Here is a 24,542-nt window from a genome sequence, read left to right on the forward strand (position 1 = left end):
ATTGACAAAAAGCCCGCGCATCATAACATTCGTATACTAATGAATTTCTGTGACAGGGAGTCGTCTTGGCCGCTGCCTATTTCGCACCTCAGGACCTAAGTGAAGCGCTCGAGTTGATGCAGGCCCGGCCTGTGTGTGTCGTGGCGGGCGGTACAGATTACTTTCCAGCTCGTGGCCGCGCTCCGGTTGACCACGACATCTTGGACATCACCCGTGTCAGCAGTTTTCAAGGGATCGAATGGACTCGCGAAAACACATTGCGCATAGGAGCCGCCGCCACATGGACCGAGCTTGTGCGCGCGGATTTGCCCGCGTCATTTGCCGGGCTCAAGGCCGCCGCGCGTGAAGTGGGCAGCATCCAAATCCAAAATACTGCAACCGTTGTGGGTAATCTGTGCAATGCATCACCGGCGGCGGATGGTGTTCCGCCCCTGCTGACGCTGGACGCTGAGGTCGAGGTGGCATCCGTGTCCGGAACGCGGCGTATGGCGCTTTCGGCGTTCCTGCGCGGTCCCAGACACACCGATCTGAAAACCGGTGAACTGGTCACCGCGCTCTATATGCCACAACCACCAGCGCATGCTGTTTCAGCGTTTGAAAAGGCCGGTGCCCGCAAATACCTGGTTATTTCCATCGCTATGACAGCGGTTCTGGTTGGTCTGGATGCCGCAGGGCGTATCGATGTTGCTCGGGTAGCCGTCGGATCATGCTCTCCCGTTGCACAACGGTTGACCCAACTGGAAAAGGACCTTTTGGGATGCGACCCTGCCAAAATCGAAATTGGCTTGCATCATACTGCGCCGCTGTCCCCAATTGATGATGTACGCGCGGATCAAACCTATCGATCTGAGGCTGTTCCACACCAAATCCTGAGGGCAATCCAAGCTGCGGTGCAGTCAAATGGATAAACGTACCGACCTGCACGACATCTCGTTCCACCTGAATGGCCGCGCGTATCACGTCCAGCCAGAGACCGGTGCGCGCCTGTCGCACGTACTGCGCGAAACGCTGGAAATGAGGGACGTGAAAGTCGGGTGCGACGCTGGTGACTGCGGCGCGTGCACGGTTCTGATCGACGGGGCGCCCGTTTGCGCCTGCCTGATGCCGGTGCACCAAGCAGATGGGAAGCAGATCGAAACACTGGCCGGATTGATCGCCGAAGACCCGACGGCACAATCCCTGGCGCGAAGTTTCGAGGCACATGGCGCCGCGCAATGTGGCATTTGCACACCCGGCATGATGGTCTCTGCTGTCGCTCTGCTGCGCAGCACACCTTCGCCAGATAGCCCACAGGTCGAAGATGCTTTGGGCGGCGTTTTGTGCCGGTGCACCGGCTACCGCAAAATTATAGATGCTGTTCTTCGCACCGGTGCAGAGCACCCGAAACATGACGCAACTGGTCACACCGGCGCGTCCATTCACCGCTTGGATGGCGCAGCAAAACTGTCCGGAACCGAACGCTTTGGTGATGATATCGCCCCGCCCGATACCCTTGTTGTGCGCGTTATCAGATCTCCCTTTCATCGCGCTGGTTTCCAGTTCGGAGATATAGATACGTGGGTGCAAAATACCCCCGGCATTGAGGCTGTGATTACCAGCGCCGACATCAAGGGCGAAAACTGTTTCGGCGTCATTCCGGCCTTCGCCGATCAACCTGTCTTCGCAGAAAACGAATGCCGGTTTCGTGGTGAAGCCGTAGCAGCGGTGATTGGCACACCTAAGGCAATTGAGCGATTTGATGACACGCAATTCCCGATAGACTGGTCTGAAAGAAAGGCCAGTTTGACCATCCCTGAAGCAATGGCAGACGGCACAGATCTGTTGCATAGTGATCGCGCAGGGAACGTTATGTGTGGTGGCTTTGTCACCTGCGGTGACCCTGATGATGCGCTCGGGGCGGCAGATGTGACTGTCAAAGGACATTTCTCCACAGCATTTGTCGAACACGCTTACATAGAACCCGAGGCCGGGTTTGCGATGCTCCGCAATGGCCGTGTTGAAGTTCATGCCTGCACGCAGGCCCCCGTTATGGACTTGGAAGGGCTTGAAATTATTCTGGGGCTTGATCGATCCGATATCCGCGTGGTGCCGACTGGTGTGGGCGGTGGCTTCGGGGCCAAGCTTGATCTTTCCGTCCAACCCTATCTGGCGTTGGCCATGCTCAAAACCGGCAAGCCCGTCCGGATTACCTATTCCCGAACAGAATCGATGCAATCCACGACAAAGCGCCACCCTGCGGAAATCACGATGCAGATTGGGGCAACGCGGGATGGACAGCTCAGCGGAATGACATTTGACGGGCTGTTCAATACCGGCGCCTATGCGAGCTGGGGTCCCACGGTCGCCAACCGGGTTCCGGTTCACGCCTCGGGGCCATACCGCGTGACAGATTACCGCGCCGATGCAAAAGGTATCCACACCCATTGCCCACCTTCGGGGGCTTTCCGGGGGTTCGGGGTGCCGCAATCTGCTGTGGCGCAAGAGAGCCTTTTTGACGAATTGGCCGATAAACTCGCAATTGACCCGTTGGAGTTCCGCATCCTGAACGCATTGGAGAACCACACACCAACCGTCTGTGGTCAGGTGTTTGAGCAAGGCGTTGGGATCAAGGCCTGCTTCGAAGCATTGAGGGCAGCCTGGAAAGCGGAAAATGCCGAAGCCCAACGCCACAACGTCAAAAACAGCACGGTAAAACGCGGTGTCGGCCTGGCCGGGGGTGGTACGGTTGCGGGAACACATCTCTGCCCAATCCCTCGACGATCAAGGCCGGTATCCGCGCAGACGGACAGGTTTTCCTGCATCAGGGCGCGATGGATATCGGTCAGGGCGCGAACACGGTCATCGCCCAGATTTTTGCAACAGCCCTCGGCGTTCCAACACACCGTTTAGAGCTTATTGGAGGCGATACGGATGTCACCCCCGACGCGGGAAAAACCTCCGCCTCGCGCCAGACATTTGTGTCCGGGAACGCCGCACGGCTCACAGGCGAAGCACTCAGGGCGCATATCCTGAAACTGGTGAATGCCAGCAAGGATGCGGTCATAGAAATCGGTCAGGGCGTTCTGACAGTACGCGATGAGGCGGGTCAGCACGACATCGATCTGGCGACGTTCGATGCGGATGCAGAAGGCTATGTTCTGCGTGCCGAAGAGACCTATGACCCGCCGACCAAGCCATTAGATGAAAACGGGCAAGGCATCCCCTATGCGCAGTTTGGCTATGCCGCGCATTTGGCTGTGGTCGAGGTGGATGTTGCTCTGGGAACCGTAAAGCCCATCAAATTTGTGGCCGCACATGACGTGGGTCATGCTATCAATCCGCTTCTTGTCGAAGGACAAGTGGAAGGTGGCATAGCGCAGGGGTTGGGCATGGCATTGATGGAAGAATACATTCCCGGTCGCACCGAAAACCTGCATGACTATCTGATCCCGACCATTGGAGACATTCCACCCATCCAGACGATCATCATCGAGGAACCTGATGCACACGGGCCATATGGGGCCAAGGGGCTGGGAGAGCATGTTCTTATCCCCACGGCACCTGCACTCTTGAACGCGATAAAGAATGCCACCGGCGCAAGGATCACCCAACTCCCGGCAACCCCCGCTCGCATAAGGGCGAAACTGCGGGAACAGGCCGATGGCTAAAAACCCTCAACGCCCTGACAAACCGGAAAAAATCCGCTGCGATGCCTGCCCTGTGATGTGTTACATCGCCGACGGCAAGTCAGGAGCCTGCGATCGCTATGCGAACCATGCCGGTGAACTGGTGCGGCTGGACCCGTTGACGATCATCGAGAATACAGGTCAAAAACTGGTTCCTTTTCTGGGCGAAACGGAGCCGGAAGACTGGGACGGGGATATCGTGCAGGGCGGTCGCCCTTTCGTGACCGCCATCGGCGCGGGCACAACCTATCCCGACTATAAACCAGCACCGTTCATTGTCAGCCAGGAGGTCGAAGGCGTGGATATGGTCACAGTCGTGACCGAAGGCATCTTTTCCTATTGCGGCGTCAAAGTGAAAATCGACACAGATCGGCACATCGGACATGAGCGCGATGTTGTGAGGGTTGAGGGTGAGCCAATCGGCCATGTGATGACATCCGAATACGGGTCCAAAATGTTGTCATTGGGCGGGGTTGAACATCTGACGGGGGGCACAAAACCCGAAGGTCGCGTGACCTGCGACGCGCTGTTGCGCCTTTGTAATCGCGAGGCCGTGGATATGGTGATCGGTGAAGCGGACCATGCCACTCAGATCACCGTTCAGGCAGGGCAACCTCCGATCATCAATGGTGTGACTGAAAAACTGATGCGCGTTGGTTGTGGTTCCGCCGCGATTGGCATGTTCGCCAAGCAATGGCTGGATCACGTTGACGATGTCGTGGTCGTCGACGACCACATCACTGGCGTTTTGTCGGAACATGAGGCGGGCAAACAGCTTGATGTGCCTGCGACAGGCATCAAGATAATGGGCCGGCGCTCAACACCCGGAAGATACTTCCAGGTGGCAGATCCCGGAACCGGCTGGGGTGGCACAAATGTCGAAGACCCACTGTCCATACTGGGGCCATTTAACCCCAAAAAAGCGTGGGCAGGTCAAAGGCTCCTGATGGTGTCAACCACCGGCGAACAATATGCCTATTTTGAACTGGATGAAGACCTGACCCCGCAACCCGCAAATATACCTGCGGCGCTGAAAGCATCCGCGGACCTTATCGCTGAAAACTGCGAACCTTCTGTTTGTTCGGTGCTCTTCATGGGCGGCGCCGGGGGCAGCCTGCGGGCGGGTGTCACGGAAAACCCCGTGCGCCTGACACGGTCGGTCAAGGACGCACTGACCTATGTATCATGCGGTGGCGCGCAGGCCTACATTTGGCCCGGCGGGGGCATAACGGTGATGGTCGATGTGATGGATATGCCGCCTGGATCTTTTGGGTATGTGCCAACGCCTGCCTTGGTTGCTCCCGTGGAATTTACAATGCGTGTCAGGGACTATGGCGCATTGGGTGGCTACATGGAGGAAATCCGCAAAATCGAGACCCTTGATGGGCCAAGCCTGCGCAAAGTCGACCAGCCCGCGGGGCAACCCGATCCAATGGACCGTGCTCACTATCGTTGGCCCAAGGGGGTGTCATGACCGCACAGGCAACACTTCTTTCGGATGGAAAGCGCCTGCACCTGAACCACGGGCCTATTGATTTGATCGCCGGGGCGGACGGCCCGGAAAATGCGCGTCAGGAGGCCTTCGCCACTGCCACAGAGCGATTCAATTCCGTGCTGGAAGAACTGGTGAAAGAACTGCCACTCCTGCGTCGTCAACTCACAGCCACTGCGCCACATCCCACTGGCCGAATAGCGCAACGAATGGATGCTGCCACGCGGATGCACTGTGATAGGTTCATTACCCGCATGGCCGCCGTCGCGGGCGCTGTTGCAGACGAAATACTCTGTTCCATGAGCCAAACCGCCCCTCTGACACGCGCCTATGTGAACAATGGGGGCGACATTGCGTTGCAACTCGCGCCGGGCCACACATTTGTCAGCGCCATTCACCTGCCGAACGGCGCAGAAATCGGGCGGATCCGCGTAGCTGCCGAACAGGACGTCCGTGGGATCGCAACATCCGGTCGACATGGTCGGAGTTTGTCTCTGGGCATCGCCGATAGTGTCACTGTTCTGGCGCAAAACGCCGCACAGGCAGATGCTGCCGCAACTTTGATCGCAAATGCGGTCGATCTTCCAGACCATCCTGGTATCGAGCGCGCTCCAGCGAACAGCCTTGATCCAGACAGCGATCTGGGCTCCAAACCTGTGGTTGTTGGACGAAGCGACCTGCAGCACGGTGATGTTTCAACTGCACTGGCCGCGGGGTTAGCCTGCGCACATCACATGAAGAACCGGGGACTCATTGCGGATGCTGCCTTGTGTCTGGACGGACAATTGGAAATTTTGGGCTCGCATATAGCGCCCAATAAAAGGAGCCTGGCCTATGCCTGAAATTATCCTGCGAAAAACGGTGCAGGCCAGCGAAGAAGTCTTTCACGAAGGCGGTCCGGTCGCCAACACGCCACTTTTGCGCGGCTCCATTATGGCGATCCTCAAAAATCCGTTTGCGGGGCGATATGAACCTGACATCCAGCCCTTCATGGAAGACCTCAAGCCACTTGGTCTGTCGATGGCACAAAAGCTTGTCACCCTGCTGGGCGGTGCGGATGGCATTGAAGGGTACGGCAAAGGTGCAATTGTCGGCGAAGCGGGCGAGATTGAGCATGGCGCGCTTTGGCATGCGCCGGGCGGCTACGCGATGCGCGAGTTACTGGGTGACGCAAAGGCTATCGTGCCGTCTACCAAAAAGGTAGGCGGCGTGGGCGCACGGTTGGACGTGCCGATCACCCATATCAACGCCTCTTACGTTCGCGGCCACTTTGACGCGATGGAAGTGGGTTGCAACGATGCCCCACGCGCTGACGAATTGGCGTTCGTGTTGGTGATGACCACCGGCGCCCGCATCCATGACCGCGCGGGCGGATTGGCTGCAACAGATATCCAAGGAAAGGACGGGCTCAGATGAAAGCGAAAATCCGGAAAATTGCCGTGAACATCGAAGAAACGCATATTGAAATGGACCGCGCTATTGACCCTGTCACCCGCAAGGCCGTGGCTGTCGCCGTGATCGAAAACCCCTTTGCAGGCACGTATCAGGAAGACCTGAGCCTCCTGATGGAGATCGGAGCGGAGTTAGGCGGTCTCTTGGGCGCGCGGTGCGTCGAGGCGTTGGGCATCACACCGGAGCAGGCCGAGAGTTACGGTAAATCTGCCATGGTCGGTGAACGTGGCGAGCTTGAGCATGCCGCCGCAATCTTGCATCCGCAACTGGGCGCACCACTCCGCGCGGCCGTTGAAAAGGGCGCCGCTCTGGTGCCGTCATCCAAAAAAATGGGAAGCCCGGGCCAGGTATTGGATGTTCCTTTGGGGCACAAGGATGCGGCTTATGTCCGCAGTCATTTCGATGGCATCGAAGTCCGCCTGAACGATGCGCCGCGCGCCGGTGAGATTATGGTCGCTGTGGCTGTGACGGATGGCGGACGTCCCTTGCCGCGCGTCGGTGGATTGGAAGCAAAAGACGCTGAGGGCAAGGATGGTCTGCGATGATCATTCCGCTCCATTGAGCCAATTGGGACCCTGATGAGCACACTCGATAAAAAGCGGACAGATGACTACCTGTTGGATGATCAGGTCGGGTATTTGTTGCGTCTGGCCAGCCAGCGCCACAGTACGATTTTTCAAGCGCACATGTTAGACGGCCTCACGCCCACGCAATTCGCGACCATAGCGCGTTTGGCGCAGCACGGTCGCTGTTCGCAAAACCAACTGGGGCGTCACGCGGCGATGGACATCGCGACCATCAAAGGCGTTGTGGATCGGCTTCGGCAAAAGGGATTGGTGCACACAGAACCGTCGCTGGAGGACAAACGGCGGAGTCTGGTCTCCCTGACAGAACGAGGGCATGCAGTGATGCAAGATCTGTTCGCGGCAGGTCAAACTATCACAGAAGGCACGCTTAAACCCCTTAGTGCCGAAGAACAGCAGACCTTCGTTTCGTTGCTCCGTAAGCTGACTTGAAGCCCCGCACCGGACTTAGATCACCTCGGGCAAACGTTGCGCGGGCGGTGTGTTTCGACTGCGATGGCTGGTCACAACGCCATCGATGATCGTCATGCCAACACCGGGAAGATTACCCAACTGAACTGATTCCAAAAGGCCATTCCCCGGTGCATGTTGCGCCTGATCCATCAGAACAAAATCCGCACATTTGCCCTTTTCTATCAAACCAGTATCCAACTCGCGCCGCCGTGCAGTGTTGCCGTTGGCAAAGCAAAACGCAGTTTCCGCTGCGACATTGCCGAGCGACGACAACATGGCCACCATTCGCATGATTCCAAGGGGCTGCACACCCGATCCGGCGGGGCCATCCGTGCCCAGAATGATCTGATCCAGCTTGTCCAGTTCACGCGCCGTGTTCAGCGTAAGAAGGGCGGCACGTTCATTCCCGTTATGTACAATTTCAAGTGCGGCAGTGCAGTTTTCACAGAGGCAAACGATCTGATCGTCCGGCAAAGCGGAATGTCCGCCATTAATATGACCAACGACATCTGTCCCCGTTTCCAGCACCATATCCGCATCGATCAGCCCCGAACCTGGAATTGACGGGCCCCCCGTATGGATCGTGCTTTGTATACCGTATTTTCTGGCCCAATCGACCATCTGATTGGCGGTTTTACCGTCCTTTACGGTGCCCAGGCCAACCTCGCCCAACAATTTGACCCCTGCATCAGCGAGGTCTTTGAAATCCTGCTCTTCCATGCCGTGTTCAATCACCGGTGCGCCAGCATGCACCTTAACACCCGAGGGCCGGAAATTTTCGTACCAGCGCTGCGCCGCGATCGACATGGCCTTGAGACCAACAATATCCTTGGGACGACCCGGCATATGCACTTCACCCGCCGAAATCAGTGTTGTGACGCCCCCATGCAGCGTTGAGTCGATCCAATGAAGCTGTTGCTGTCGTGGTGTGTAATCACCCACAACCGGATGGACATGGCTGTCAATCAGACCAGGCGCAAGCGTGACGCCCTTAGCATCAACAGTGGTTGTCGCCCCGTCACAATCCAGATCCGCCTCGACACCCCAGGTGTTGATCTTGCCGTCCAGAGCAACCAAACAATCGCCCTCGAAAATAGGCTCTTCGATCTTACCGGAGAGGATCATACCGATGTTTTTGATGACCAGCTTGTTGCTCATGATACCTCCCGTCGATGATGCACGTATCGTTAGTATGCACATGACCCAAGACAAAGAAAGTCTTGCTGACCTGGCTGTTTTGATATGCACATTGGCGACCCCGGCAGGATTCGAACCTGCAACCTGCCCCTTAGGAGGGGGCTGCTCTATCCAGTTGAGCCACGGGGCCGCTATCGTCTTTGTTATCCGGCGGGATTCTGTTTGTCATCGGGGCAATTTCAGAAACTTGCGAACCGGCAATGCTTGATCCGACAAGACTGTTCGCGGTAACACTTGGAGGACCTCGCACAGGAAGAAGCTTCGTGACAGATAATGATAACCGCCCGCTGACGCTCCGCGATGTTTCCGACGCATCGGGTGTATCGGAAATGACCGTGAGCCGAGTTTTGCGGAACCGAGGCGATGTATCGGACGCGACACGCAAACGGGTTTTGGAAGCGGCGCAGGAACTGGGATATGTTCCCAACAAGATAGCGGGTGCTTTGGCCAGCCAGCGCGTCAATCTGGTGGCCGTTGTGATTCCGTCGATGTCCAACATGGTTTTCCCGGAAGTCATGACCGGCATCAGCCAAGTGCTGGATGATACCGAGCTGCAGCCGGTCGTTGGCATCACCGGGTATCAACGGGAAAAAGAAGAAAAAGTCCTCTACGAGATGTTGTCCTGGCGCCCGTCCGGCGTGATCATTGCAGGCCTCGAACATTCAGAAGCATCGCGGGCCATGCTGGCGGCGTCTGGCATCCCCGTTGTGGAAATTATGGATGTAGATGGAACACCCGTAGACTCCGTCGTGGGGATTTCGCACCGGTTGGCCGGGCAAAAAATGGCGAAGGCAATCTTGAAGGCGGGTTACCAGCAGATCGGATTTCTGGGTACGAAAATGTCGCTGGATCATCGCGCGCGCAAGCGGTTTGAGGGCTTCACCGAAACTCTTGGCAAGGCGGGCGTTGAGATCATCGACAAGGAATTTTATACCGGTGGCTCGGCCTTGGTGAAAGGCCGCGAGATGACCCAGGCCATCCTGGATCGCAACGAAGAGATCGATTTCCTCTACTATTCGAACGACATTATCGGTGCCGGCGGACTTCTCTATTTGCTTGATCAGGGTATCGACGTTCCGGGTCAGATTGGTCTGGCCGGGTTCAATGGCGTCAACCTTCTGAAGGGGCTGCCCAAAGAGCTGGCCTCGATGGACGCGTGCCGCCTGGAAATCGGCAAACGCGCGGCACAGGTGATCGTGGATCGTGTCAACGGTGATGCAGGATCACAGCGCATTGTGCTGGAACCAACAATTAGTTTTGGCGATACGCTCAAGCGTCGTTAACAACCGCAAATCACGAAATTGAAAAACCCCCGCCCAGCAATCTGGACGAGGGTTCTTTTTGTTTCAGGCAAGCAACTGAGTTAGTGCTTTTTACCTTTGATGGGTGCCCAGATCCGTTTGTTGGTTAGGTATAGAAGAACCGACAGAAGTGTCAGGAAAATCACACCCGTCAGGCCCGCATGTTTGCGCGCCATCAATTTGGGTTCAGCGGTCCACATCAGGAATGCAGACACATCTTCGGAGATGTGGTGCAGATCCGTACTGTGACCGTCTGCGAATTCAACGTCATCGCCGTAAAGCGGCGGTGCCATCGAAATCCAACCTCCAGGGTAAGCCGTATTTTCGTACAGCGTCACACCCGCCTCTTCCTTCTCTTCACCGGTATAGCCGGTCAAAAGCGAGACGATGTATTCAGGACCACCCATACCTTTGAGCAGTTGATTAATCCCGGTGCCTTCTGGGCCATGGAACCCGGCACGAGCCTTCGCCATCAAGCTAAGATCCGGTGCGTTCTCCAGACTGGAGCCCGGAAAATGATCATTCGGTGTTGCAGGACGCGTATCATCCAGCTCGGGGTCGAACACTTCAAAGTTCTGTTCGGCATAAGCGCGCACCTGATCTTCCGGCAGATGCGGACCGCCCTCATCGCTCAATGTGCGCAGTGGCACGTATTGCAAGCCATGGCAGGCCGAGCAGATTTCCGTGTAAACCTGCAGGCCACGCTGCAACTGGTTCTGGTCGAATTTGCCAAAAGGTCCCTCGAAAGAGAAATCCACATCGTGAACGTGACCTTCGGCTCCAGCCGCCATGGCACCCCCTGCAGAGAGGGTCAGGGCCGTGACAGCAGCAATGCTGAGTTTCTTCATCATGATCCCGTTTCCTTATTCCGCAGGTGTTTCGGCTTTGCCGTAATGCGATTCGAAGTCCGCCTCGATGGTTTCCGGTGGCGCTGTCGGTTTTTCGACAACACCTAGGATCGGCAGGATCACCAGGAAGTAGGCAAACCAATAGGTCGAGGCGATAAGTGAATAGGTCGCATAGGGTTCTTCCGCAGGACGCGCACCCAGCCACATCAGCGCGATGAAATCGACAACCAGCAGCAGGAACCACCATTTGAACATCGGCCGGTACCGGCCCGAGCGTACGCTGGACGTATCCAGCCAAGGCACCAGAGCCATAACCGCAATGGCGCCAAACATCGCCAGAACACCGAAGAACTTGGCGTCGATGATGCCGCCGGTCACCCAGCTTGCCAGCTGCACAACCCAGACTTCACTCGTGAAGGCCCGCAGGATGGCGTAGAACGGCAGGAAGTACCATTCGGGCACGATATGTGCCGGCGTCGCCAGCGCGTTCGCTTCGATATAATTATCCGGGTGGCCAAGGTAGTTTGGCATGAAACCGACGACCGCAAAGAAAACCACCATGATCACGGCAAGGGCGAAGAGATCCTTGATGACGAAATAGGGCCAGAAGGAAACCGTGTCTTTGTCGGCTTCTGCTTTGGAGCCACGACGGACGTCTACACCCGTTGGGTTGTTGTTCCCGGTGGTGTGGAACGCCCAGATGTGAACAGCCACAAGTGCGGCAATCACGAAGGGCAGCAGATAGTGCAGCGAGAAGAAGCGATTCAGCGTGGCGTTATCCACCGCCGGGCCGCCCAACAGCCATGTCTGGATAGGCTCACCGATAAACGGGATCGCCCCAAAGAGACCGGTGATAACCGTCGCACCCCAGAAGGACATCTGACCCCATGGCAAAACGTACCCCATAAAGGCCGTACCCATCATCATCAGGTAGATCAACATGCCGATGATCCATGTAATCTCACGCGGGGCTTTGTAAGAGCCGTAATAAAGACCGCGGAAGATGTGCAGGTAGACGGCAAAGAAGAAGAGCGATGCGCCATTCATGTGCAGGTAGCGGAGAAAATGCCCGCCATTCACGTTGCGCATGATGTGCTCAACCGAGGCAAAGGCCAGATCGACATGCGGCGTGTAATGCATAACCAGCACAATGCCCGTGATGATTTGCAGCGCCAGACAGAAAGTCAGAACGATCCCCCAAATCCACATCCAGTTCAGGTTCTTTGGCGTGGGGATCATAATGGTGTCGTAAAGCAGGCCTACAATCGGCAAGCGGCTATGCAGCCACTTTTCGCCGTTTGATTTTGGTTCGTAATGATCGTGTGGAATTCCGGACATTTGCGCGCTCCCTTATCCCAGTTTGATCGTCGTTTCATCGACGAATGCGGCCACAGGTACTGGCAGGTTTTCAGGGGCAGGTCCCTTACGGATACGACCCGATGTGTCATAGTGCGATCCGTGGCAGGGGCAGAACCACCCGCCGAAATCACCCGCGTCACCCAGCGGAACGCAGCCCAGGTGGGTACAAACGCCGATCTGAACCAGCCATTCCCCTGTATTTTCCGCATCACCAAACGGTGGCAGCGAACGGTTGCTGTCATCTCCGGGTGCCGGGCCCAAATTGGCGTTGCGCGCATCTGCATCCGGCAGATCCGCCAGATCAACGGCACGAGCCTCTTCGATTTCTTCCGGGGTCCGGCGACGGATGAAAACCGGCTTGCCTAACCATTTTACGGTCAGCTGCGTGCCGGGCTCAACGCTGCCGACATCCACCCGGATCGAGCTCAACGCTTGAACGTCAGCGGATGGGTTCATCTGGTTCACCAGCGGCCAAACGGCTGCTCCGGTGGCAACAACACCTGTACCGGCTGTCGCATAATACAGGAAATCCCTGCGGGTGCCTTCGTGATCGTCTGCGTGGGACACGAGGTTCTCTCCATTCTGGTGCCGAATGCGGCTCATGCAATCTGGGGCCGCAGGAATCCTGCAACCTTTCCATCGCGATGTTTAACTGTGCTTTTCAGGCCAGTCCAGAGCACATTACCGCAGAATTGATCAGGGCGCGCATGTGTCGCGCTTGAGAGTGCAGGTTTCCGGGTGTAAGCAAGAGGAAAAGCACGCAGGCACAACCTAAAAGAGGCCCAATCCATGAACAAACTCTTAAAATCTACCGCAGCGGCGCTCTGTCTGCTGGCAGCCCCCGCCAGCGCCGAATTTGAATTGAGCTTCTATCTGGGTGTCCAAAACGTTCAGGACAGTACCGCATCGGGTACATTCCCCGGCGGCGCGCCTGTGAGTCGCAGCTTCAATTGGGAAGGTCGTCCACTGGAAAACCCCTATTACTACGGGGGCCGCGCAATGTGGTGGACACAACAGAACATCGGTTTCGGCATCGAAGGCACACATACCAAGGCCTATGCATCCACCGCTGATCTTGTTGCCGTCGGCGCCAACAGCTTTGAATTGTCCGATGGCCATAACATCGTAACCGCCAACATCATGAAACGTTGGCCCGGTCTGTTTACCAATCAGAACTTCACGCCCTACCTGGGCGCAGGTGCTGGTGTGGCCATCCCACACGTGGACGTGGCCGTGAATGGCGCGTCAAACCGGACCTTTGGTTTTGAAGTGACCGGCCCTGCCCTGCGTGGCATTGCGGGTGTCAAATATGACCTCAACGACCGGTGGGCATTGTTCAGCGAATATCAGATCACATGGTCCGACAACGATATCACCATTGACCCCGACCCCCTTGTGGCAGGTCAGACACCGGGCAAAATCAGCACCGAAATCATCACACATGCCGTGAATTTCGGGATCAGCTATAGCTTCTGATCAGGCGTGATCATTCGGGCGCGGTGGCTTTCATGCTGTCGCGCTCATTAAATACGGCAAACCAGTCATCAAGCGCATCGTTACCCTTGCGCCAATTCCGATCACCGTGGCGGAAATCAAGATAGGCCAAGGCACAGGCTACGGAAATGTGGCTCATGTCCAACGGGCCGGACAAATGGCTCATCCAGCGTGTGTTGATCGCCGAGACCGCGCCCGCCGCTTTCTTCCACTGTGCATCCAGCCAATCCTCAGATTGATATTCCGCCGGACGCAGGCGCTTTTCGTACGTCATCAACACACCGGCATCCATGATCCCATCTGCGGTCGCTTCCAGCGTCAATGTCTCCCAGAGACGGGCGTCGGGGTAAAACCCACAGCCAGCCCGGGCATCCAGAAACCGCGTGATGACGCGACTGTCATAAAGAGCCGGGCCATCATCGCGCACCAGTGTCGGCAGTTTGCCCATCGGGTTGGCCGCCGCAACCGCAGCATCCGTGTTGTAAGGCGTGGTCATGGCCGAAACCACGTCAACCTCGTCCAGAGTGCCGCTTTCATGCAAAAATACGCGCACTTTGCGCGCAAAGGGCGATGCGTCAGCTGAGATTAGTTTCATTTCAAAGAACTCCTTTTGCGCCAATCTTCAACTGGCATCCATTATCTCTCTGGTCCGCATCATTCATTCCTTGGGCGCGACACCTGCCATCAGGGCCGCCAGAATGCGAACCTCGTTGCCCATTCCGTAGGCATCCATCTGCGCCGCGGCTCGTAGCCGAACCGGGTCGGGTTTATTCTGGCCCAGTTTCCATGTGCCATGAATTTCCTCAACCCGCATCCTGCAGGGCACGATCTGACGCATCATTCTGTGCAACGCGTCAGGTGTCATCTTGTCGGCAGTCCAGGCAGGTTTCGGCGCCAGCTTATTCTCGAATTCCGCCGATTGCCGATCCAACAAATCACGCATTTCCTCCGCCGGACGCAAAGTGATCTCTCCAACCAGATGCACGGACACATAGTTCCACGTCGGGACCTGATCCTCAACCTCATACCAATCCGGTGAAACATAGGAATGGGGGCCTTGTATGGCCAACCGCGCGCTCATCGGGGATTTGAGAAGTCGCGCGATAGGGTTGGAACGCACGAGGTGAAATTCGGCAACCGTGCCGTCCTTGGACAACAAAAAAGGGATGTGACTGATCAACGGCACATCGGATGTGTTGACTGCTAACACACCAAATCCCTGCTCTCGGGCAAACGTTATGTTCTGTGCATCTGTTTCAGTGCGAAATATCGGGTTGGGATGCATGATGCATGTCCTTGCTGACAAACCGCGCGCATGATGTCAATCATGGGGTTCTTTGCAAGAAAAGCATTGTACCAAGCACAATCAGCACATGTCAGGGGAAGGCGATACCGTCGTCACCGGACTGCCATACGGCATTTTTGAACATGATCTGTGCAAAGATGTCCGATGATTTGAACGCTGCCAGCCACTGGATCACATCAGGCCATGCCTGCGCCTCAAACCAGGTCAGATCCACATGTGAAACTGTCTGACAAAGGGCAATATCGCCATATCCGCCAAACGTGGTTTCGCCCCGAACAGCCAATCCTGCCCTGACAGTTGATCGTTAAGCGCCGCGATAAAAACAGACGCCTTGGCGCGTTCTGATTGCGCATCAACGTCGTTGTAGCGAGAGACATATTTGTACTTGTCCAACGCGGATTTGAATGGTCCATCATTCGCAGCGATCAACGCATGCCCCTTTTCTGGCATGTCGAGCCAGTCTTCTGGATCCTGCTGTTCCAGCGCCCAGAGCATGATATCAAGGCTTTCATCAATCACGTCCGATCCGTTTTGCAGACAGGGAACGGTGGCACTGGGCGAGGCTTTCAAAAAGGCGTCTGGTTTGTCCCGCAAAAGAATCTCACGCAGCTCAACGGCCTGACCGGATGACATCACGGCCAACCGCGCCCGCATGGCATAAGGGCATCGACGGAAAGACCAAAAGATGGGCTTTGACATCCGATCAGGCCACCAGCCTTTGACCATTCTGGTCGCGGATCGTGGCGGTCACAATCTGACCCTCGATCTGATCCGCGCTAAAATCCACCTCGGTGAATTGTTCGGTCCGGCCCATCCGCGCATTTTCCATCAATATCTGATGCTGCTGACCAATCTGTTTTTGCAGGTGGCGGGTCACTTGCCGCGCACCGGCAGCACGCAAGCGCGCGGCGCGTTCCTTGATGACCGCGCCCTTCACCTGTGGCATCCGCGCCGCTGGTGTGCCCTGCCGGGGTGAATAGGGAAAGACATGCAACCACGTCAGGTCACAATCTTCGACCAAACGAAGCGAATTTTCGAAATGCGCCTCTGTTTCCGTGGGAAAGCCCGCGATTATGTCGGCACCAAAGGTCATGTCAGGCCGCAGCTTGCGGGCGTCTTCTGAAAAACGAATTGCATCATCACGCAAATGCCGCCGCTTCATGCGCTTGAGGATCAGGTCATCGCCGTGCTGTAGGCTCAGATGCAGATGCGGCATAAACCGCGGTTCCGACGCAATGGCCAGCATCAGATTATCGTCCACTTCAATCGAGATCGATCGACGAAATCCGCAGACGCGGCAAATCAGGAACCAATTTGAGAATGCGCACGACCAGATCACCCAAACGCGGCTCTGATGGAAGATCAGCACCCCAACTGGTCAAATCCACGCCGGTCAACACAACTTCGTTGTATCCGCGATCCACAAGTCGCTTGATCTGGTCCACCACAACGCCCGCCGGGACAGACCGCGAATTGCCTCGGCCGTAAGGTATGATGCAAAACGTACAACGGTGATCGCATCCGTTCTGCACCTGAACATAGGCGCGCGACCGACTTCCGAACCCGTCGATCAGATGCCCTGCCGTTTCGGTGACTGACATGATGTCATCGACCTGCACCGCTTCGGTTTCACCGATGAACTCAGACGCCAGACCTGTCCACGTGTCCGCCTGCATTTTTTCTGCGTTGCCAATGACAGCGTCGACTTCGGCCATTTCGGCAAAGGTCTGCGGTTCAGTTTGCGCCGCACATCCCGTAACGATCAATCGTGCGTCCGGGTGCGCACGGCGCAGTTTGCGAATTTCCTGCCGTGCCTTGCGCACCGCCTCTGCTGTTACAGCGCAGGTGTTTACCACAACAGCATCCTGCAGCCCCGCCGCCGCAGACAATTCTTTCATCGCTTCGGTTTCATAGGCATTCAAGCGACAGCCAAGGGTCGCAAAGACCGGCGCGCCCGTCATGTGATCGTCTCCAGGAACGCGGCTGTGAAAACCCCGTTGCAAACGTGCATCGTGGGCCCTGTCATCCAGACACCGTCATCCCGCCAACTGACATCCAGCGTGCCACCATCCAGATCAATCCGCACATTCCGGCCTGTCAGACCACGCCGCGCCGCCGCAACCGCCGTTGCGCACGAAGACGAGCCGGATGCCTGTGTGATGCCCACACCTCTTTCCCAGACGCGCATCCGGATGTGATCCGGTCCCACGATGCTGGCCACCTGCACGTTGGTCCGTTCAGGATAGAGAGGATGATGCTCATAGAGCGGTCCGAACTGTTCGAGGTCGACGGCCTCCACATCATCCACGAAAAACGTGCAATGCGGATTGCCCATGCCCGTGGCCGTCGGTGCCCCGTCAATTGGCAGCTCAAGCGTCTCCATCTCTTGAGTCAAGGGGATTTCCGACCAGACCAATTGAGGATATCCCATATTGACGGATGTGGCGCCGCTCCCTGCGTCTTTGGCAATGAGGTTGCCCCGTTCCGTTGTCAGATGGACCGTGGATTTTCCGGTTTCATCCATCAAGTGCCGCGCGATACAGCGGGTCGCATTGCCACAAGCCGCCGACGTCGTGCCATCCGCATTATAGAAAATCAGGCTGGCATCGGTGCCCTCTGTGCCACCAGGGGCAATCACAGCCAATTGGTCAAACCCAACGCCAAAACGGCGATCTCCGATGGCAATCGCCATAGCAGGGGTAACTTCAATTTCATGCGCACGCGAATCTACAACGACGAAGTCGTTGCCCAGCCCATGCATCTTCATAAAGGGCAAATCTGAATTTGTGCGCGGTGTCATAGGGGCGCATATAAACGCGGCGATATGATGAATCCAGCATCGCATTCGATTTACTTGGATTTTCGGGCTTGACCCCCGCTGCGCGACTTTCTAGATAGGCCGCCTAGTGGGCCGTTAGCTCAGTTGGTAGAGCAACTGACTTTTAATCAGTGGGTCGCAGGTTCGAATCCTGCACGGCTCACCACTGAAATCCTTTTCAGAACGCAATGCGCGGCACGTACCGTGCGCTGTTTCCCGCTCGGTTTACCGTGTAAAAAACACGTCTCGTCAGAAGAACAGGTTCAAACCCGTAAGTGACACGATTAGAAACAGTATCGTCATGATCCCACCCGATCGCACAAAATCAATCACCCGGTACCCTGCCGGACCCATGATCAAAGCGTTGACTTGATGGGTCGGGATCAGGAACGAGTTGGAGGTGGAAATTGCTACTGTCAGCGCAAAGACCGCCGGATCCCCGCCAGCGGCAATCGCGATGGACACGGCCAAAGGCACCAACAAAACAGTCGCACCCACATTTGACATGACCAGCGTAAATGCAGTTGCCAACACGGCCAAGCCCACCTGCAATGCCCAAATTGGCCACCCATCCAGCAAAGTCAAAATCTGACTTGCAATCCAATTCGCCGTTCCCGTATTTTGAACGGCCTGACCCAATGGAATAAGGGATGCGAGCAAGAAAACAGTGCTCCAACTGACCGCCTCATATGCCTCGTCTATAGACAGCACTCGGCTCAAAATCATGCCCATGGCCCCGGCAAGCAAACACAGCGACAGGCGCACATCCGAAAACAGGATCAACACTAGTGCCATTGCAAAAAACGCCAGCGCCCATCCAACTTTGTGCGGTCGTAATTCTTCCTGAGGAAAGTCCGATGTGACCACCACAAAATCGCGGTCTGAAAGTAGCTGGGTTAGACGATCCCACTGAACGTGGACGACGGCCGTATCACCCGCCTGAAGGGGGACCTGCCCGATATGCGTGGCCACGTGATCTTCGGTCTCCACATGGCTCAGCGTATCCTCGCCACGGTGGATCGCCAGCAGTGACAACCCATGTGTCTGGCGCAAGCGCAGGTCAATCGGTGACTGACCAATGACGCCCGATCCCGGTGGGATGACCACCTCGGCAACGCCGGATTGAGTTGCCGCGAAATCATCCGCAAACACTTCAAGCTGCGGCATGATTTCAAGCCCGTAGGGTTCCGCAAACTCCTCCAGTACCACACGGTGCAAACCCAGAACCGCCAAACGCGCCGGCGCTTCAATTGTGGTATCCGCCATTGGCGCGATTACCTTGTGGCCGCGATAAGACGTACCAAGAATATACATGTGATGGGCAACCATCAGATCAGCCAGCGTTTGCCCGATCAGGATTGACCCTTCAGGCACACGCACTTCGAACATGTCAGCGCGCAACCCGTATGTGTTTTCAATATAGGTCTGCATCGATCTGGCAGATCCAGCATCCGTTCCCCGGTCGCGCTGCGCTGGGAGAACCCACCGGCCAAAGAGAACGAAGTACAAAACACCTGTCGCCACCAGCATCACCCCAATTGGCGTGACGGAGAAAAGGCCAAATGGCTCCATCTTCCGATCAGCAGGCAATGTTTCATTGGACGCAAGGATCAGGTCGTTGAGCAAAATCAGCGGCGAAGATCCAACCATGGTGATGGTGCCGCCCAGGATGGCACAAAACCCCATCGGCATGAGCAACCGGCTCATTGGAATCTCTGTCCGTGCTGAAATACGGCTGATCACGGGCAAAAACAGCGCTGCAGCGCCAACATTTTGCATGAATGAACTGATGACACCCACAACGCTTGAGACGATAGGGATGATCCGGGCCTCGGTTGTGCCGCCTCGTTTCAGAATCAGCGCGGCGACTTTGGACATGAGCCCGGTTTTGTCCAATCCAGCCCCGATGATCATGACGGCGATGATCGACACCACCGCGTTCGACGAAAATCCGGCAAAAAGATTGGAAACATCGGCAAGGTTGTTCAAGCCGGGCAAATAGCTGAGCCCACCCAGCAAGACCATAACCAGAACGGCCGCCACATCTATTCGGACTATTTCTGAAACGAAAAGGAAAACTGTAAACGCCAGCAGTCCCAGGACCGCAATCATCTCACTCGTTAATGCAATTGATTCCAATTCAGCCTCCAAGTCTAAGCCTACCTTATGAAGCGATCCGGCGCATAGCCCAAGCGGATTTTAAATTGGCATGGAATTCTGTTGTCACTCAACTCACGGCAGACGGCATTTAGGAATTCACGCAGCGCGAAGATTAAGAAACGTCTTTTGAACACTTGTAGAAGGAAGTCAGGTCATTCGAAGTTTTTATGACCAACAGCACGCCATTCCGGCGCCTAGAAAGTTCTGGGCCCGGTGCAATCGACCGGGCCCAGATGGTTAGTACATCAGCGTTTAGTGCTTCAGCTTTCGAACCACCAGCGGTGTGCACCGCGTGCACCATCCAATGACCAGCTCGCTGCCAGTTGACCGGTGTGCTTGACGTTCTTGCGGCGCCCGAAGACGAAGTTCGGGAAGTACGGAATGAGCGAACCACCGTCATCACGGGCAATCATGCCCATCTCACGGTACATCTCGGCCCGTTTCGTGTCGTCCAGCTCGGCCTTGGCCATCAACAGCAATTCATTGAACCGCTCATTCTGCCAATAGGATTCGTTCCAGGACGCATCATCCTTATATCCAAGCGTGTACATCACGTCAGGCGTCGGACGCGCACCCCAGGATACAACGCACCAAGGCTTGGTAAGCCAAACGTCCGACCAGTAGCCATCGTTCGGCTCACGTACGACGTTGATATTGATGCCTGCCTCTTTGGCGTGGGCTGCATAGAGCACACAGAGGTCAACCGCACCTGTGGTGATCGATTCAGCCGTGCTGAGGTTCAGCGTCTGACCTTCCATCCCGGCTTTCTTCCAGAGTGACGCCGCCTGATCCGGATCATACTCACGCTGTGGAATATCATCGGGCCAGTATGGCATCGCGGGCGAGTGGTGGAAGTCGTTACCAATTGTCGCCGCACCAAAGGTGATTTTATCGACGATTTCTTCGCGATTGATCGCCAGTTTCAGCGCCATACGTACGTCCGGGTTGTCGAACGGAGCTTTGTTCGTGTGCATCGGCATCGTGATGCACTGCGCGGACGGCACGTTATCGACCTCAACATTGGGGTCACGCGCCAACAGCGACATGGTCTTGTTTTCAAGCAACGTAACGGCATCGACGTCACCCGTGACCAGCGCCGTCTGACGGGCGTTCGGGTCATTGATGACAATGTATTCGACTTCATCGAAATACGCGTCATCGCCGTGCCATCCGTCGTGACGAACGAGGCGCGATCCAACACCAAACTCATGTTCGACCAGCTTGTATGGACCGCAGCCATCAGCAGATTGCCAGTTCAGCGTGCCGTCCGCGTTTGCAGGACAGATTGCCAAGTGGTAGTCTGGCATGATCCACGGCAAGTCAGCGTTTGGTGAGCTCAGCTTGAACGTCACCGAATGATCACCGTTATCAACGATATCTTCAACCGAACCCAGCAGGGACTTGGCCGCTGATGCGGAATCTTCACCACGGTGGTGGTTCATCGACGCGATAATGTCTGTCGCTGTTACCTTGGCGCCAGAATGGAAGGTCGCATTGGGGTTCAGTTTGAACGTCCATTCCTTCGCATCAGGCGTTGCCGACCACTCGGTTGCAAGATCCGGCCCAAGCGTTTGGTCCGTATTGATCAAGGTAAGGAACGAACGGTGCGTATGCGCCAACGAAATCATGGCATAAGACAGGTATGTGCCTGGGTCATGGCTGTCGCTGGTGTTACCATCGTGCTGTGCGACGCGGAATTTGCCACCGCGTTTTGGTTCGGCCTTGGCGGATGTACCCCACAGACCCGTCGCAGCTGACGCGGTCATACCCGCCGCTACCGAGTAGTTCATGAACGACCGGCGCGAGATTTTGCCTTCCCGGGCAGCGTCCGCAAGCTTGTCGATCATCATCTGATCTTTTTGGTTTGTCATAGTCTCTCCCTTGGACTTACAGTTTAACCATTTTAACAGGTGATTATTATTACAAGTTATTTTCAAGCACCTAGATGGGCTTTGTACCATAGGAAATTGAAAAATGCAGCGCGAATTTCACTTAACCAAATTTCAGAAACGCTGAAATTGTATGGGCAAGTTCGTCCTCGACCATGGATTGATCTGCCGATGCGCCGTCGCAACTGCGCTGAAAAACGTGCACCAAAAAAAGGAGCGCAGAATTTTGCGCCCCTTTTCCGTGTCTAAGTGGTGTCGTGCTTAAGAACGTGTCAACTCACAGTTGGCCACCCCAAAATGCGCGACAGTGTTGGTCCGCCGCCCCGGATAACCGAGCTGTTTCGCTTCTTCTTTGACAACAGGCTGCCAGGCCAGAAGGCTCTCGACATGCGACGTCCACCGCTGATGACCGACGGGCTACGTGTCTTGGTGGACAAAAGCGGCATTGGCCAGAAAAAGCGGGATTTATAGCCGCCACCGGCGATGGCGGAGTTGCGAGTGCGGTGTTCTTTCAGAAGCGGAATGCTCAATCCGTGCGATACGGGGCGACCCTCATATCTGCTGCGATCGATGCGCGCTGTCAAAAACAGCGGGTGCTCTTTGAGCACGCTGCGCGCGGGTTCCGGGCCATCCGCGATATAGTGATCATCAACGACATCGCCAACGTTCACGGTTTCGCGGTTTGCCAGTACCTGCCTTGCGATCGTTGCGGCGGTCAGAGGCTTATACGTTGTGCGAAGCACCAGCAATGCCCGCCCGTCCATGACGTATTTGGCGTATGTGTCCACTGCTGACTCGTGCACGTTCAAGTGCAACATCTTGTCTTTCAGCGTCGCAGCGTCGCCATAAGATGACGCCGTGAAGATGCGGCTTGCTCTGCTGGGAATGCGTCGGAATTCCAGTTTTTCGACGGCTTTTCGCGCGGCCGCTTCGTCCTCGAAAACGCGTGTGATGACTGTGGTCATGTTACCTCCACTGAGTTGTTGCTGGCGTCCGTGAGTGTACGGGCAGGTACGCGCAGTTGTTTATGATCCGTTCGCCGGCCATGGTCTTTCAAAAACGGCAGGGCCACCGCAATTGCCACCAAAAGGAACGCGATTTCGATCGCGAATACGACATTATAAGGCGTTTCGGCCGCACTTCCAGTACCGGCATTGAGCCCAACGATGAGGTCCCGCACGATACCCGCCAGGGCCACACCTATCCCGGCGGCCGTTGCTTGCACCGCGCCCCATGCCCCAAGGGCGAGGCCAATGCGATTTTTGTCAGCGGCCCGGATCGTAGCCGTCAACGTGGCGTGACCAAACATGCCAGCGCCTAAACCGGTTAGAAATGTACCGAGTAGAAAGAGAGGGATGCCACCCCCGGCTGATGACAAAATGATTGCGACAAAGCCGGGAATGCCGACGGCCGTGCCGAAGACGACGATGCGTTCAGGCAAACCGCCACGGCCCAGCTCCCAAGACGCAATAGCAAAACCAATGAGCGTGCCGGTCGCAAAGAGCGCCGTCAGTTTTGTTGTACTGGCCACCGACAGACCGAGCGCTTGCCCGCCATAGGGTTCAAGCAGAACATCCGCCATTCCGAACCCAAAGGTCCCGACGCCGATCACAAAGAGCAGCCGCACCATGCCCGGCGCTTTCATAAGATGTGCCCACGCGTCTGCAAAATGTGCTTTGGGTGCTGCTTTCATCGCTTGCGCACGATCGCGGTCGCGTACTTCCTGCTTCCACATCGCACACATGTTCAGACCGACAGTCACAACCGCAGATCCCTGGATCACCTGAATCAGTCGACCGGGCGTATAGTTTTCCAAAAGTGCGCCAAACACCAATGCGCTGATGACCATCCCGACCAGCAGCATCACGTACATCAGGCCAACGACTTTGGGCTGGTCTTTTTCTTCCACCAGATCGGTGGCCAGAGCCAATCCAACCGTTTGCACCATATGCACGCCCGCCCCGACCAAGAGGAAGGAAAGCGCTGCCGAACTATATCCGATCCAGCGCGGTGCATCGATCGCCTCGCCATATCCGGAAAGGACAAGCAGCGAAAACGGCATGATGGCAAATCCACCAAACTGATAGAGTGTGCCTTTCCAAATGTAGGGAATTCGTCGCAGACCAAGAGCTGAGACATGAACGTCTGATTTGAAACCAATCAGCGTTCGAAAGGGCGCAAACAACAATGGCAGCGCCAACATTGTAGCCACCAGTGTTGCGGGCACGTTCAGCTCGACGATCATGACCCTATTCAGGGTCCCGACAAGCAGGACCAGAGCCATGCCGACAGTGACTTGAAAAAGCGAGAGGCGCAGGAGACGCGACAATGGAACGTCGTCAGTCGCAACATCGACAAACGGCAAATACTTGGGGCCAATGGCCGCCAATTTGCGTGTTGCGAATGTGCGGTAGTCGAACATCACTTAGATCAGCCTCCGCGCAACCCACGTGTCGCAGAAGGCGCGTTCAGAGTGGTCTCCAAATAGAATTCGGCCCGCAGAAGAAGCACCGCGGGCCGATTC

21 protein-coding genes, 2 tRNA genes and 2 pseudogenes are annotated in these 24,542 nt (G+C 56.1%); 10 read left to right on the forward strand and 15 right to left on the reverse strand.

What is annotated here, in order from left to right; translation table 11 throughout:
- Positions 1-65 precede the first annotated feature (65 nt).
- The 7 genes and pseudogenes from ACZ1HJ_RS04220 to ACZ1HJ_RS04250 all read left to right on the forward strand — a co-directional run bounded on the left by ACZ1HJ_RS04220 (position 66) and on the right by ACZ1HJ_RS04250 (position 7,625).
- On the forward strand, positions 66-908 hold the full coding sequence (locus ACZ1HJ_RS04220; protein ID WP_472721091.1) for an FAD binding domain-containing protein: 843 nt from the start codon (positions 66-68) through the stop codon (positions 906-908).
- Positions 901-3,647 (forward strand): annotated as a pseudogene (locus tag ACZ1HJ_RS04225) (molybdopterin-dependent oxidoreductase). Before ACZ1HJ_RS04220 ends, ACZ1HJ_RS04225 begins: the two are co-directional and overlap by 8 nt.
- A complete protein-coding gene (locus tag ACZ1HJ_RS04230) occupies positions 3,640-5,139 on the forward strand; it encodes a 6-hydroxynicotinate reductase (RefSeq protein WP_472721092.1) in 1,500 nt (499 codons plus the stop codon). The pseudogene ACZ1HJ_RS04225 and the gene ACZ1HJ_RS04230 overlap by 8 nt, the downstream one beginning before the upstream one ends.
- Entirely contained in the window at positions 5,136-5,999 is an 864-nt protein-coding gene (locus ACZ1HJ_RS04235; protein WP_472721093.1) for a UPF0280 family protein, read from the forward strand. The genes ACZ1HJ_RS04230 and ACZ1HJ_RS04235 overlap by 4 nt, the downstream gene beginning before the upstream one ends.
- Complete coding sequence (locus tag ACZ1HJ_RS04240) at positions 5,992-6,573, forward strand: amino acid synthesis family protein (protein WP_472721094.1); 582 nt, start codon at positions 5,992-5,994, stop codon at positions 6,571-6,573. Before ACZ1HJ_RS04235 ends, ACZ1HJ_RS04240 begins: the two co-directional genes overlap by 8 nt.
- Positions 6,570-7,154, forward strand: coding sequence for an amino acid synthesis family protein (locus ACZ1HJ_RS04245; protein WP_472721095.1), 585 nt, complete (start codon positions 6,570-6,572; stop codon positions 7,152-7,154). The genes ACZ1HJ_RS04240 and ACZ1HJ_RS04245 overlap by 4 nt, the downstream gene beginning before the upstream one ends.
- 33 nt (positions 7,155-7,187) lie before the next feature.
- Complete coding sequence (locus ACZ1HJ_RS04250) at positions 7,188-7,625, forward strand: MarR family winged helix-turn-helix transcriptional regulator (protein ID WP_472721096.1); 438 nt, start codon at positions 7,188-7,190, stop codon at positions 7,623-7,625.
- 15 nt (positions 7,626-7,640) lie between these two features.
- On the opposite strand, the gene ACZ1HJ_RS04255 is transcribed toward ACZ1HJ_RS04250, so the two are convergent.
- Together ACZ1HJ_RS04255 and ACZ1HJ_RS04260 are read right to left on the reverse strand one after the other, a co-directional pair.
- On the reverse strand, positions 7,641-8,804 hold the full coding sequence (locus ACZ1HJ_RS04255) for an amidohydrolase family protein (RefSeq protein WP_472721097.1): 1,164 nt from the start codon (positions 8,802-8,804) through the stop codon (positions 7,641-7,643).
- Between the two features lie 92 nt (positions 8,805-8,896).
- Positions 8,897-8,973, reverse strand: a tRNA-Arg gene (locus ACZ1HJ_RS04260).
- Positions 8,974-9,106: 133 nt separating this feature from the next.
- On the opposite strand from ACZ1HJ_RS04260, the gene ACZ1HJ_RS04265 reads away from it, so the two are divergent.
- Positions 9,107-10,126, forward strand: coding sequence for a LacI family DNA-binding transcriptional regulator (locus tag ACZ1HJ_RS04265; RefSeq protein ID WP_472721098.1), 1,020 nt, complete (start codon positions 9,107-9,109; stop codon positions 10,124-10,126).
- Between the two features lie 80 nt (positions 10,127-10,206).
- On the opposite strand, the gene ACZ1HJ_RS04270 is transcribed toward ACZ1HJ_RS04265, so the two are convergent.
- From ACZ1HJ_RS04270 to petA, 3 genes are read right to left on the reverse strand one after another with little or no spacing between them, the layout of a single operon-like run.
- Positions 10,207-10,995 (reverse strand): cytochrome c1, encoded by a 789-nt coding sequence (locus tag ACZ1HJ_RS04270; protein WP_472721099.1) that lies wholly within the window; start codon positions 10,993-10,995, stop codon positions 10,207-10,209.
- 12 nt (positions 10,996-11,007) lie between these two features.
- Positions 11,008-12,330: a cytochrome b gene (petB, locus tag ACZ1HJ_RS04275; RefSeq protein WP_472721100.1), complete on the reverse strand. Its 1,323-nt coding sequence runs from the start codon at positions 12,328-12,330 to the stop codon at positions 11,008-11,010.
- A 12-nt stretch (positions 12,331-12,342) separates the two neighbouring features.
- Entirely contained in the window at positions 12,343-12,918 is a 576-nt protein-coding gene (petA, locus tag ACZ1HJ_RS04280) for a ubiquinol-cytochrome c reductase iron-sulfur subunit (RefSeq protein WP_472721101.1), read from the reverse strand.
- 222 nt (positions 12,919-13,140) lie between these two features.
- Here petA and ACZ1HJ_RS04285 point away from each other — a divergent pair, with 222 nt between their 5' ends.
- Positions 13,141-13,827: an outer membrane protein gene (locus tag ACZ1HJ_RS04285; RefSeq protein WP_472721102.1), complete on the forward strand. Its 687-nt coding sequence runs from the start codon at positions 13,141-13,143 to the stop codon at positions 13,825-13,827.
- Positions 13,828-13,837: 10 nt separating this feature from the next.
- On the opposite strand, the gene ACZ1HJ_RS04290 is transcribed toward ACZ1HJ_RS04285, so the two are convergent.
- The 6 genes and pseudogenes from ACZ1HJ_RS04290 to dapF form a co-directional block, all read right to left on the reverse strand.
- Positions 13,838-14,440 carry a glutathione S-transferase gene (locus ACZ1HJ_RS04290; protein WP_472721103.1) on the reverse strand — a complete coding sequence of 201 codons (603 nt, stop codon included), beginning with the start codon at positions 14,438-14,440 and terminating at the stop codon, positions 13,838-13,840.
- Between the two features lie 63 nt (positions 14,441-14,503).
- Positions 14,504-15,130, reverse strand: coding sequence for an FMN-binding negative transcriptional regulator (locus ACZ1HJ_RS04295; RefSeq protein WP_472721104.1), 627 nt, complete (start codon positions 15,128-15,130; stop codon positions 14,504-14,506).
- A 91-nt stretch (positions 15,131-15,221) separates the two neighbouring features.
- Positions 15,222-15,365 (reverse strand): hypothetical protein, encoded by a 144-nt coding sequence (locus ACZ1HJ_RS04300; protein ID WP_472721105.1) that lies wholly within the window; start codon positions 15,363-15,365, stop codon positions 15,222-15,224.
- On the reverse strand, positions 15,356-15,850 hold the full coding sequence (locus ACZ1HJ_RS04305) for a glutathione S-transferase N-terminal domain-containing protein (RefSeq protein WP_472721106.1): 495 nt from the start codon (positions 15,848-15,850) through the stop codon (positions 15,356-15,358). The genes ACZ1HJ_RS04300 and ACZ1HJ_RS04305 overlap by 10 nt, the downstream gene beginning before the upstream one ends.
- 4 nt (positions 15,851-15,854) lie before the next feature.
- Positions 15,855-17,112 (reverse strand): annotated as a pseudogene (gene mtaB, locus ACZ1HJ_RS04310) (tRNA (N(6)-L-threonylcarbamoyladenosine(37)-C(2))-methylthiotransferase MtaB).
- A complete protein-coding gene (gene dapF / locus ACZ1HJ_RS04315; RefSeq protein ID WP_472721107.1) occupies positions 17,109-17,951 on the reverse strand; it encodes a diaminopimelate epimerase in 843 nt (280 codons plus the stop codon). The pseudogene mtaB and the gene dapF overlap by 4 nt, the downstream one beginning before the upstream one ends.
- Positions 17,952-18,059: 108 nt before the next feature.
- On the opposite strand from dapF, the gene ACZ1HJ_RS04320 reads away from it, so the two are divergent.
- Positions 18,060-18,135, forward strand: a tRNA-Lys gene (locus ACZ1HJ_RS04320).
- An 83-nt stretch (positions 18,136-18,218) separates the two neighbouring features.
- Here ACZ1HJ_RS04320 and ACZ1HJ_RS04325 read toward each other — a convergent pair.
- From ACZ1HJ_RS04325 to ACZ1HJ_RS04340, 4 genes are all read right to left on the reverse strand, one after another.
- On the reverse strand, positions 18,219-20,108 hold the full coding sequence (locus tag ACZ1HJ_RS04325; protein ID WP_472721108.1) for an SLC13 family permease: 1,890 nt from the start codon (positions 20,106-20,108) through the stop codon (positions 18,219-18,221).
- A 281-nt stretch (positions 20,109-20,389) separates the two neighbouring features.
- The gene (locus ACZ1HJ_RS04330; RefSeq protein WP_472721109.1) at positions 20,390-22,000 is read right to left on the reverse strand and encodes an ABC transporter substrate-binding protein; all 1,611 of its coding nucleotides are present in this window, start codon (positions 21,998-22,000) and stop codon (positions 20,390-20,392) included.
- A gap of 290 nt (positions 22,001-22,290) precedes the next feature.
- On the reverse strand, positions 22,291-22,983 hold the full coding sequence (locus tag ACZ1HJ_RS04335; protein ID WP_472721110.1) for a hypothetical protein: 693 nt from the start codon (positions 22,981-22,983) through the stop codon (positions 22,291-22,293).
- Positions 22,980-24,440 (reverse strand): PucC family protein, encoded by a 1,461-nt coding sequence (locus ACZ1HJ_RS04340; RefSeq protein WP_472721111.1) that lies wholly within the window; start codon positions 24,438-24,440, stop codon positions 22,980-22,982. Before ACZ1HJ_RS04340 ends, ACZ1HJ_RS04335 begins: the two co-directional genes overlap by 4 nt.
- Between the last annotated feature and the right edge of the window lie 102 nt (positions 24,441-24,542).

The organism is Roseovarius sp. JB2-10, from assembly GCF_055693585.1.

Excerpts from the sequence above, each read along its gene's own strand:
- ACZ1HJ_RS04290 (WP_472721103.1), bottom strand. The coding sequence starts at position 14,440 with ATGAAACTAATCTCAGCTGACGCATCGCCCTTTGCGCGCAAAGTGCGC.
- ACZ1HJ_RS04335 (WP_472721110.1), bottom strand. The coding sequence starts at position 22,983 with ATGACCACAGTCATCACACGCGTTTTCGAGGACGAAGCGGCCGCGCGA.
- ACZ1HJ_RS04340 (WP_472721111.1), bottom strand. The coding sequence starts at position 24,440 with ATGTTCGACTACCGCACATTCGCAACACGCAAATTGGCGGCCATTGGC.
- ACZ1HJ_RS04285 (WP_472721102.1), top strand. The coding sequence starts at position 13,141 with ATGAACAAACTCTTAAAATCTACCGCAGCGGCGCTCTGTCTGCTGGCA.
- ACZ1HJ_RS04245 (WP_472721095.1), top strand. The coding sequence starts at position 6,570 with ATGAAAGCGAAAATCCGGAAAATTGCCGTGAACATCGAAGAAACGCAT.
- ACZ1HJ_RS04250 (WP_472721096.1), top strand. The coding sequence starts at position 7,188 with ATGAGCACACTCGATAAAAAGCGGACAGATGACTACCTGTTGGATGAT.
- ACZ1HJ_RS04330 (WP_472721109.1), bottom strand. The coding sequence starts at position 22,000 with ATGACAAACCAAAAAGATCAGATGATGATCGACAAGCTTGCGGACGCT.
- ACZ1HJ_RS04255 (WP_472721097.1), bottom strand. The coding sequence starts at position 8,804 with ATGAGCAACAAGCTGGTCATCAAAAACATCGGTATGATCCTCTCCGGT.
- dapF (WP_472721107.1), bottom strand. The coding sequence starts at position 17,951 with ATGACACCGCGCACAAATTCAGATTTGCCCTTTATGAAGATGCATGGG.
- ACZ1HJ_RS04240 (WP_472721094.1), top strand. The coding sequence starts at position 5,992 with ATGCCTGAAATTATCCTGCGAAAAACGGTGCAGGCCAGCGAAGAAGTC.
- ACZ1HJ_RS04270 (WP_472721099.1), bottom strand. The coding sequence starts at position 10,995 with ATGATGAAGAAACTCAGCATTGCTGCTGTCACGGCCCTGACCCTCTCT.
- ACZ1HJ_RS04295 (WP_472721104.1), bottom strand. The coding sequence starts at position 15,130 with ATGCATCCCAACCCGATATTTCGCACTGAAACAGATGCACAGAACATA.
- petB (WP_472721100.1), bottom strand. The coding sequence starts at position 12,330 with ATGTCCGGAATTCCACACGATCATTACGAACCAAAATCAAACGGCGAA.
- ACZ1HJ_RS04305 (WP_472721106.1), bottom strand. The coding sequence starts at position 15,850 with ATGTCAAAGCCCATCTTTTGGTCTTTCCGTCGATGCCCTTATGCCATG.
- ACZ1HJ_RS04230 (WP_472721092.1), top strand. The coding sequence starts at position 3,640 with ATGGCTAAAAACCCTCAACGCCCTGACAAACCGGAAAAAATCCGCTGC.
- ACZ1HJ_RS04235 (WP_472721093.1), top strand. The coding sequence starts at position 5,136 with ATGACCGCACAGGCAACACTTCTTTCGGATGGAAAGCGCCTGCACCTG.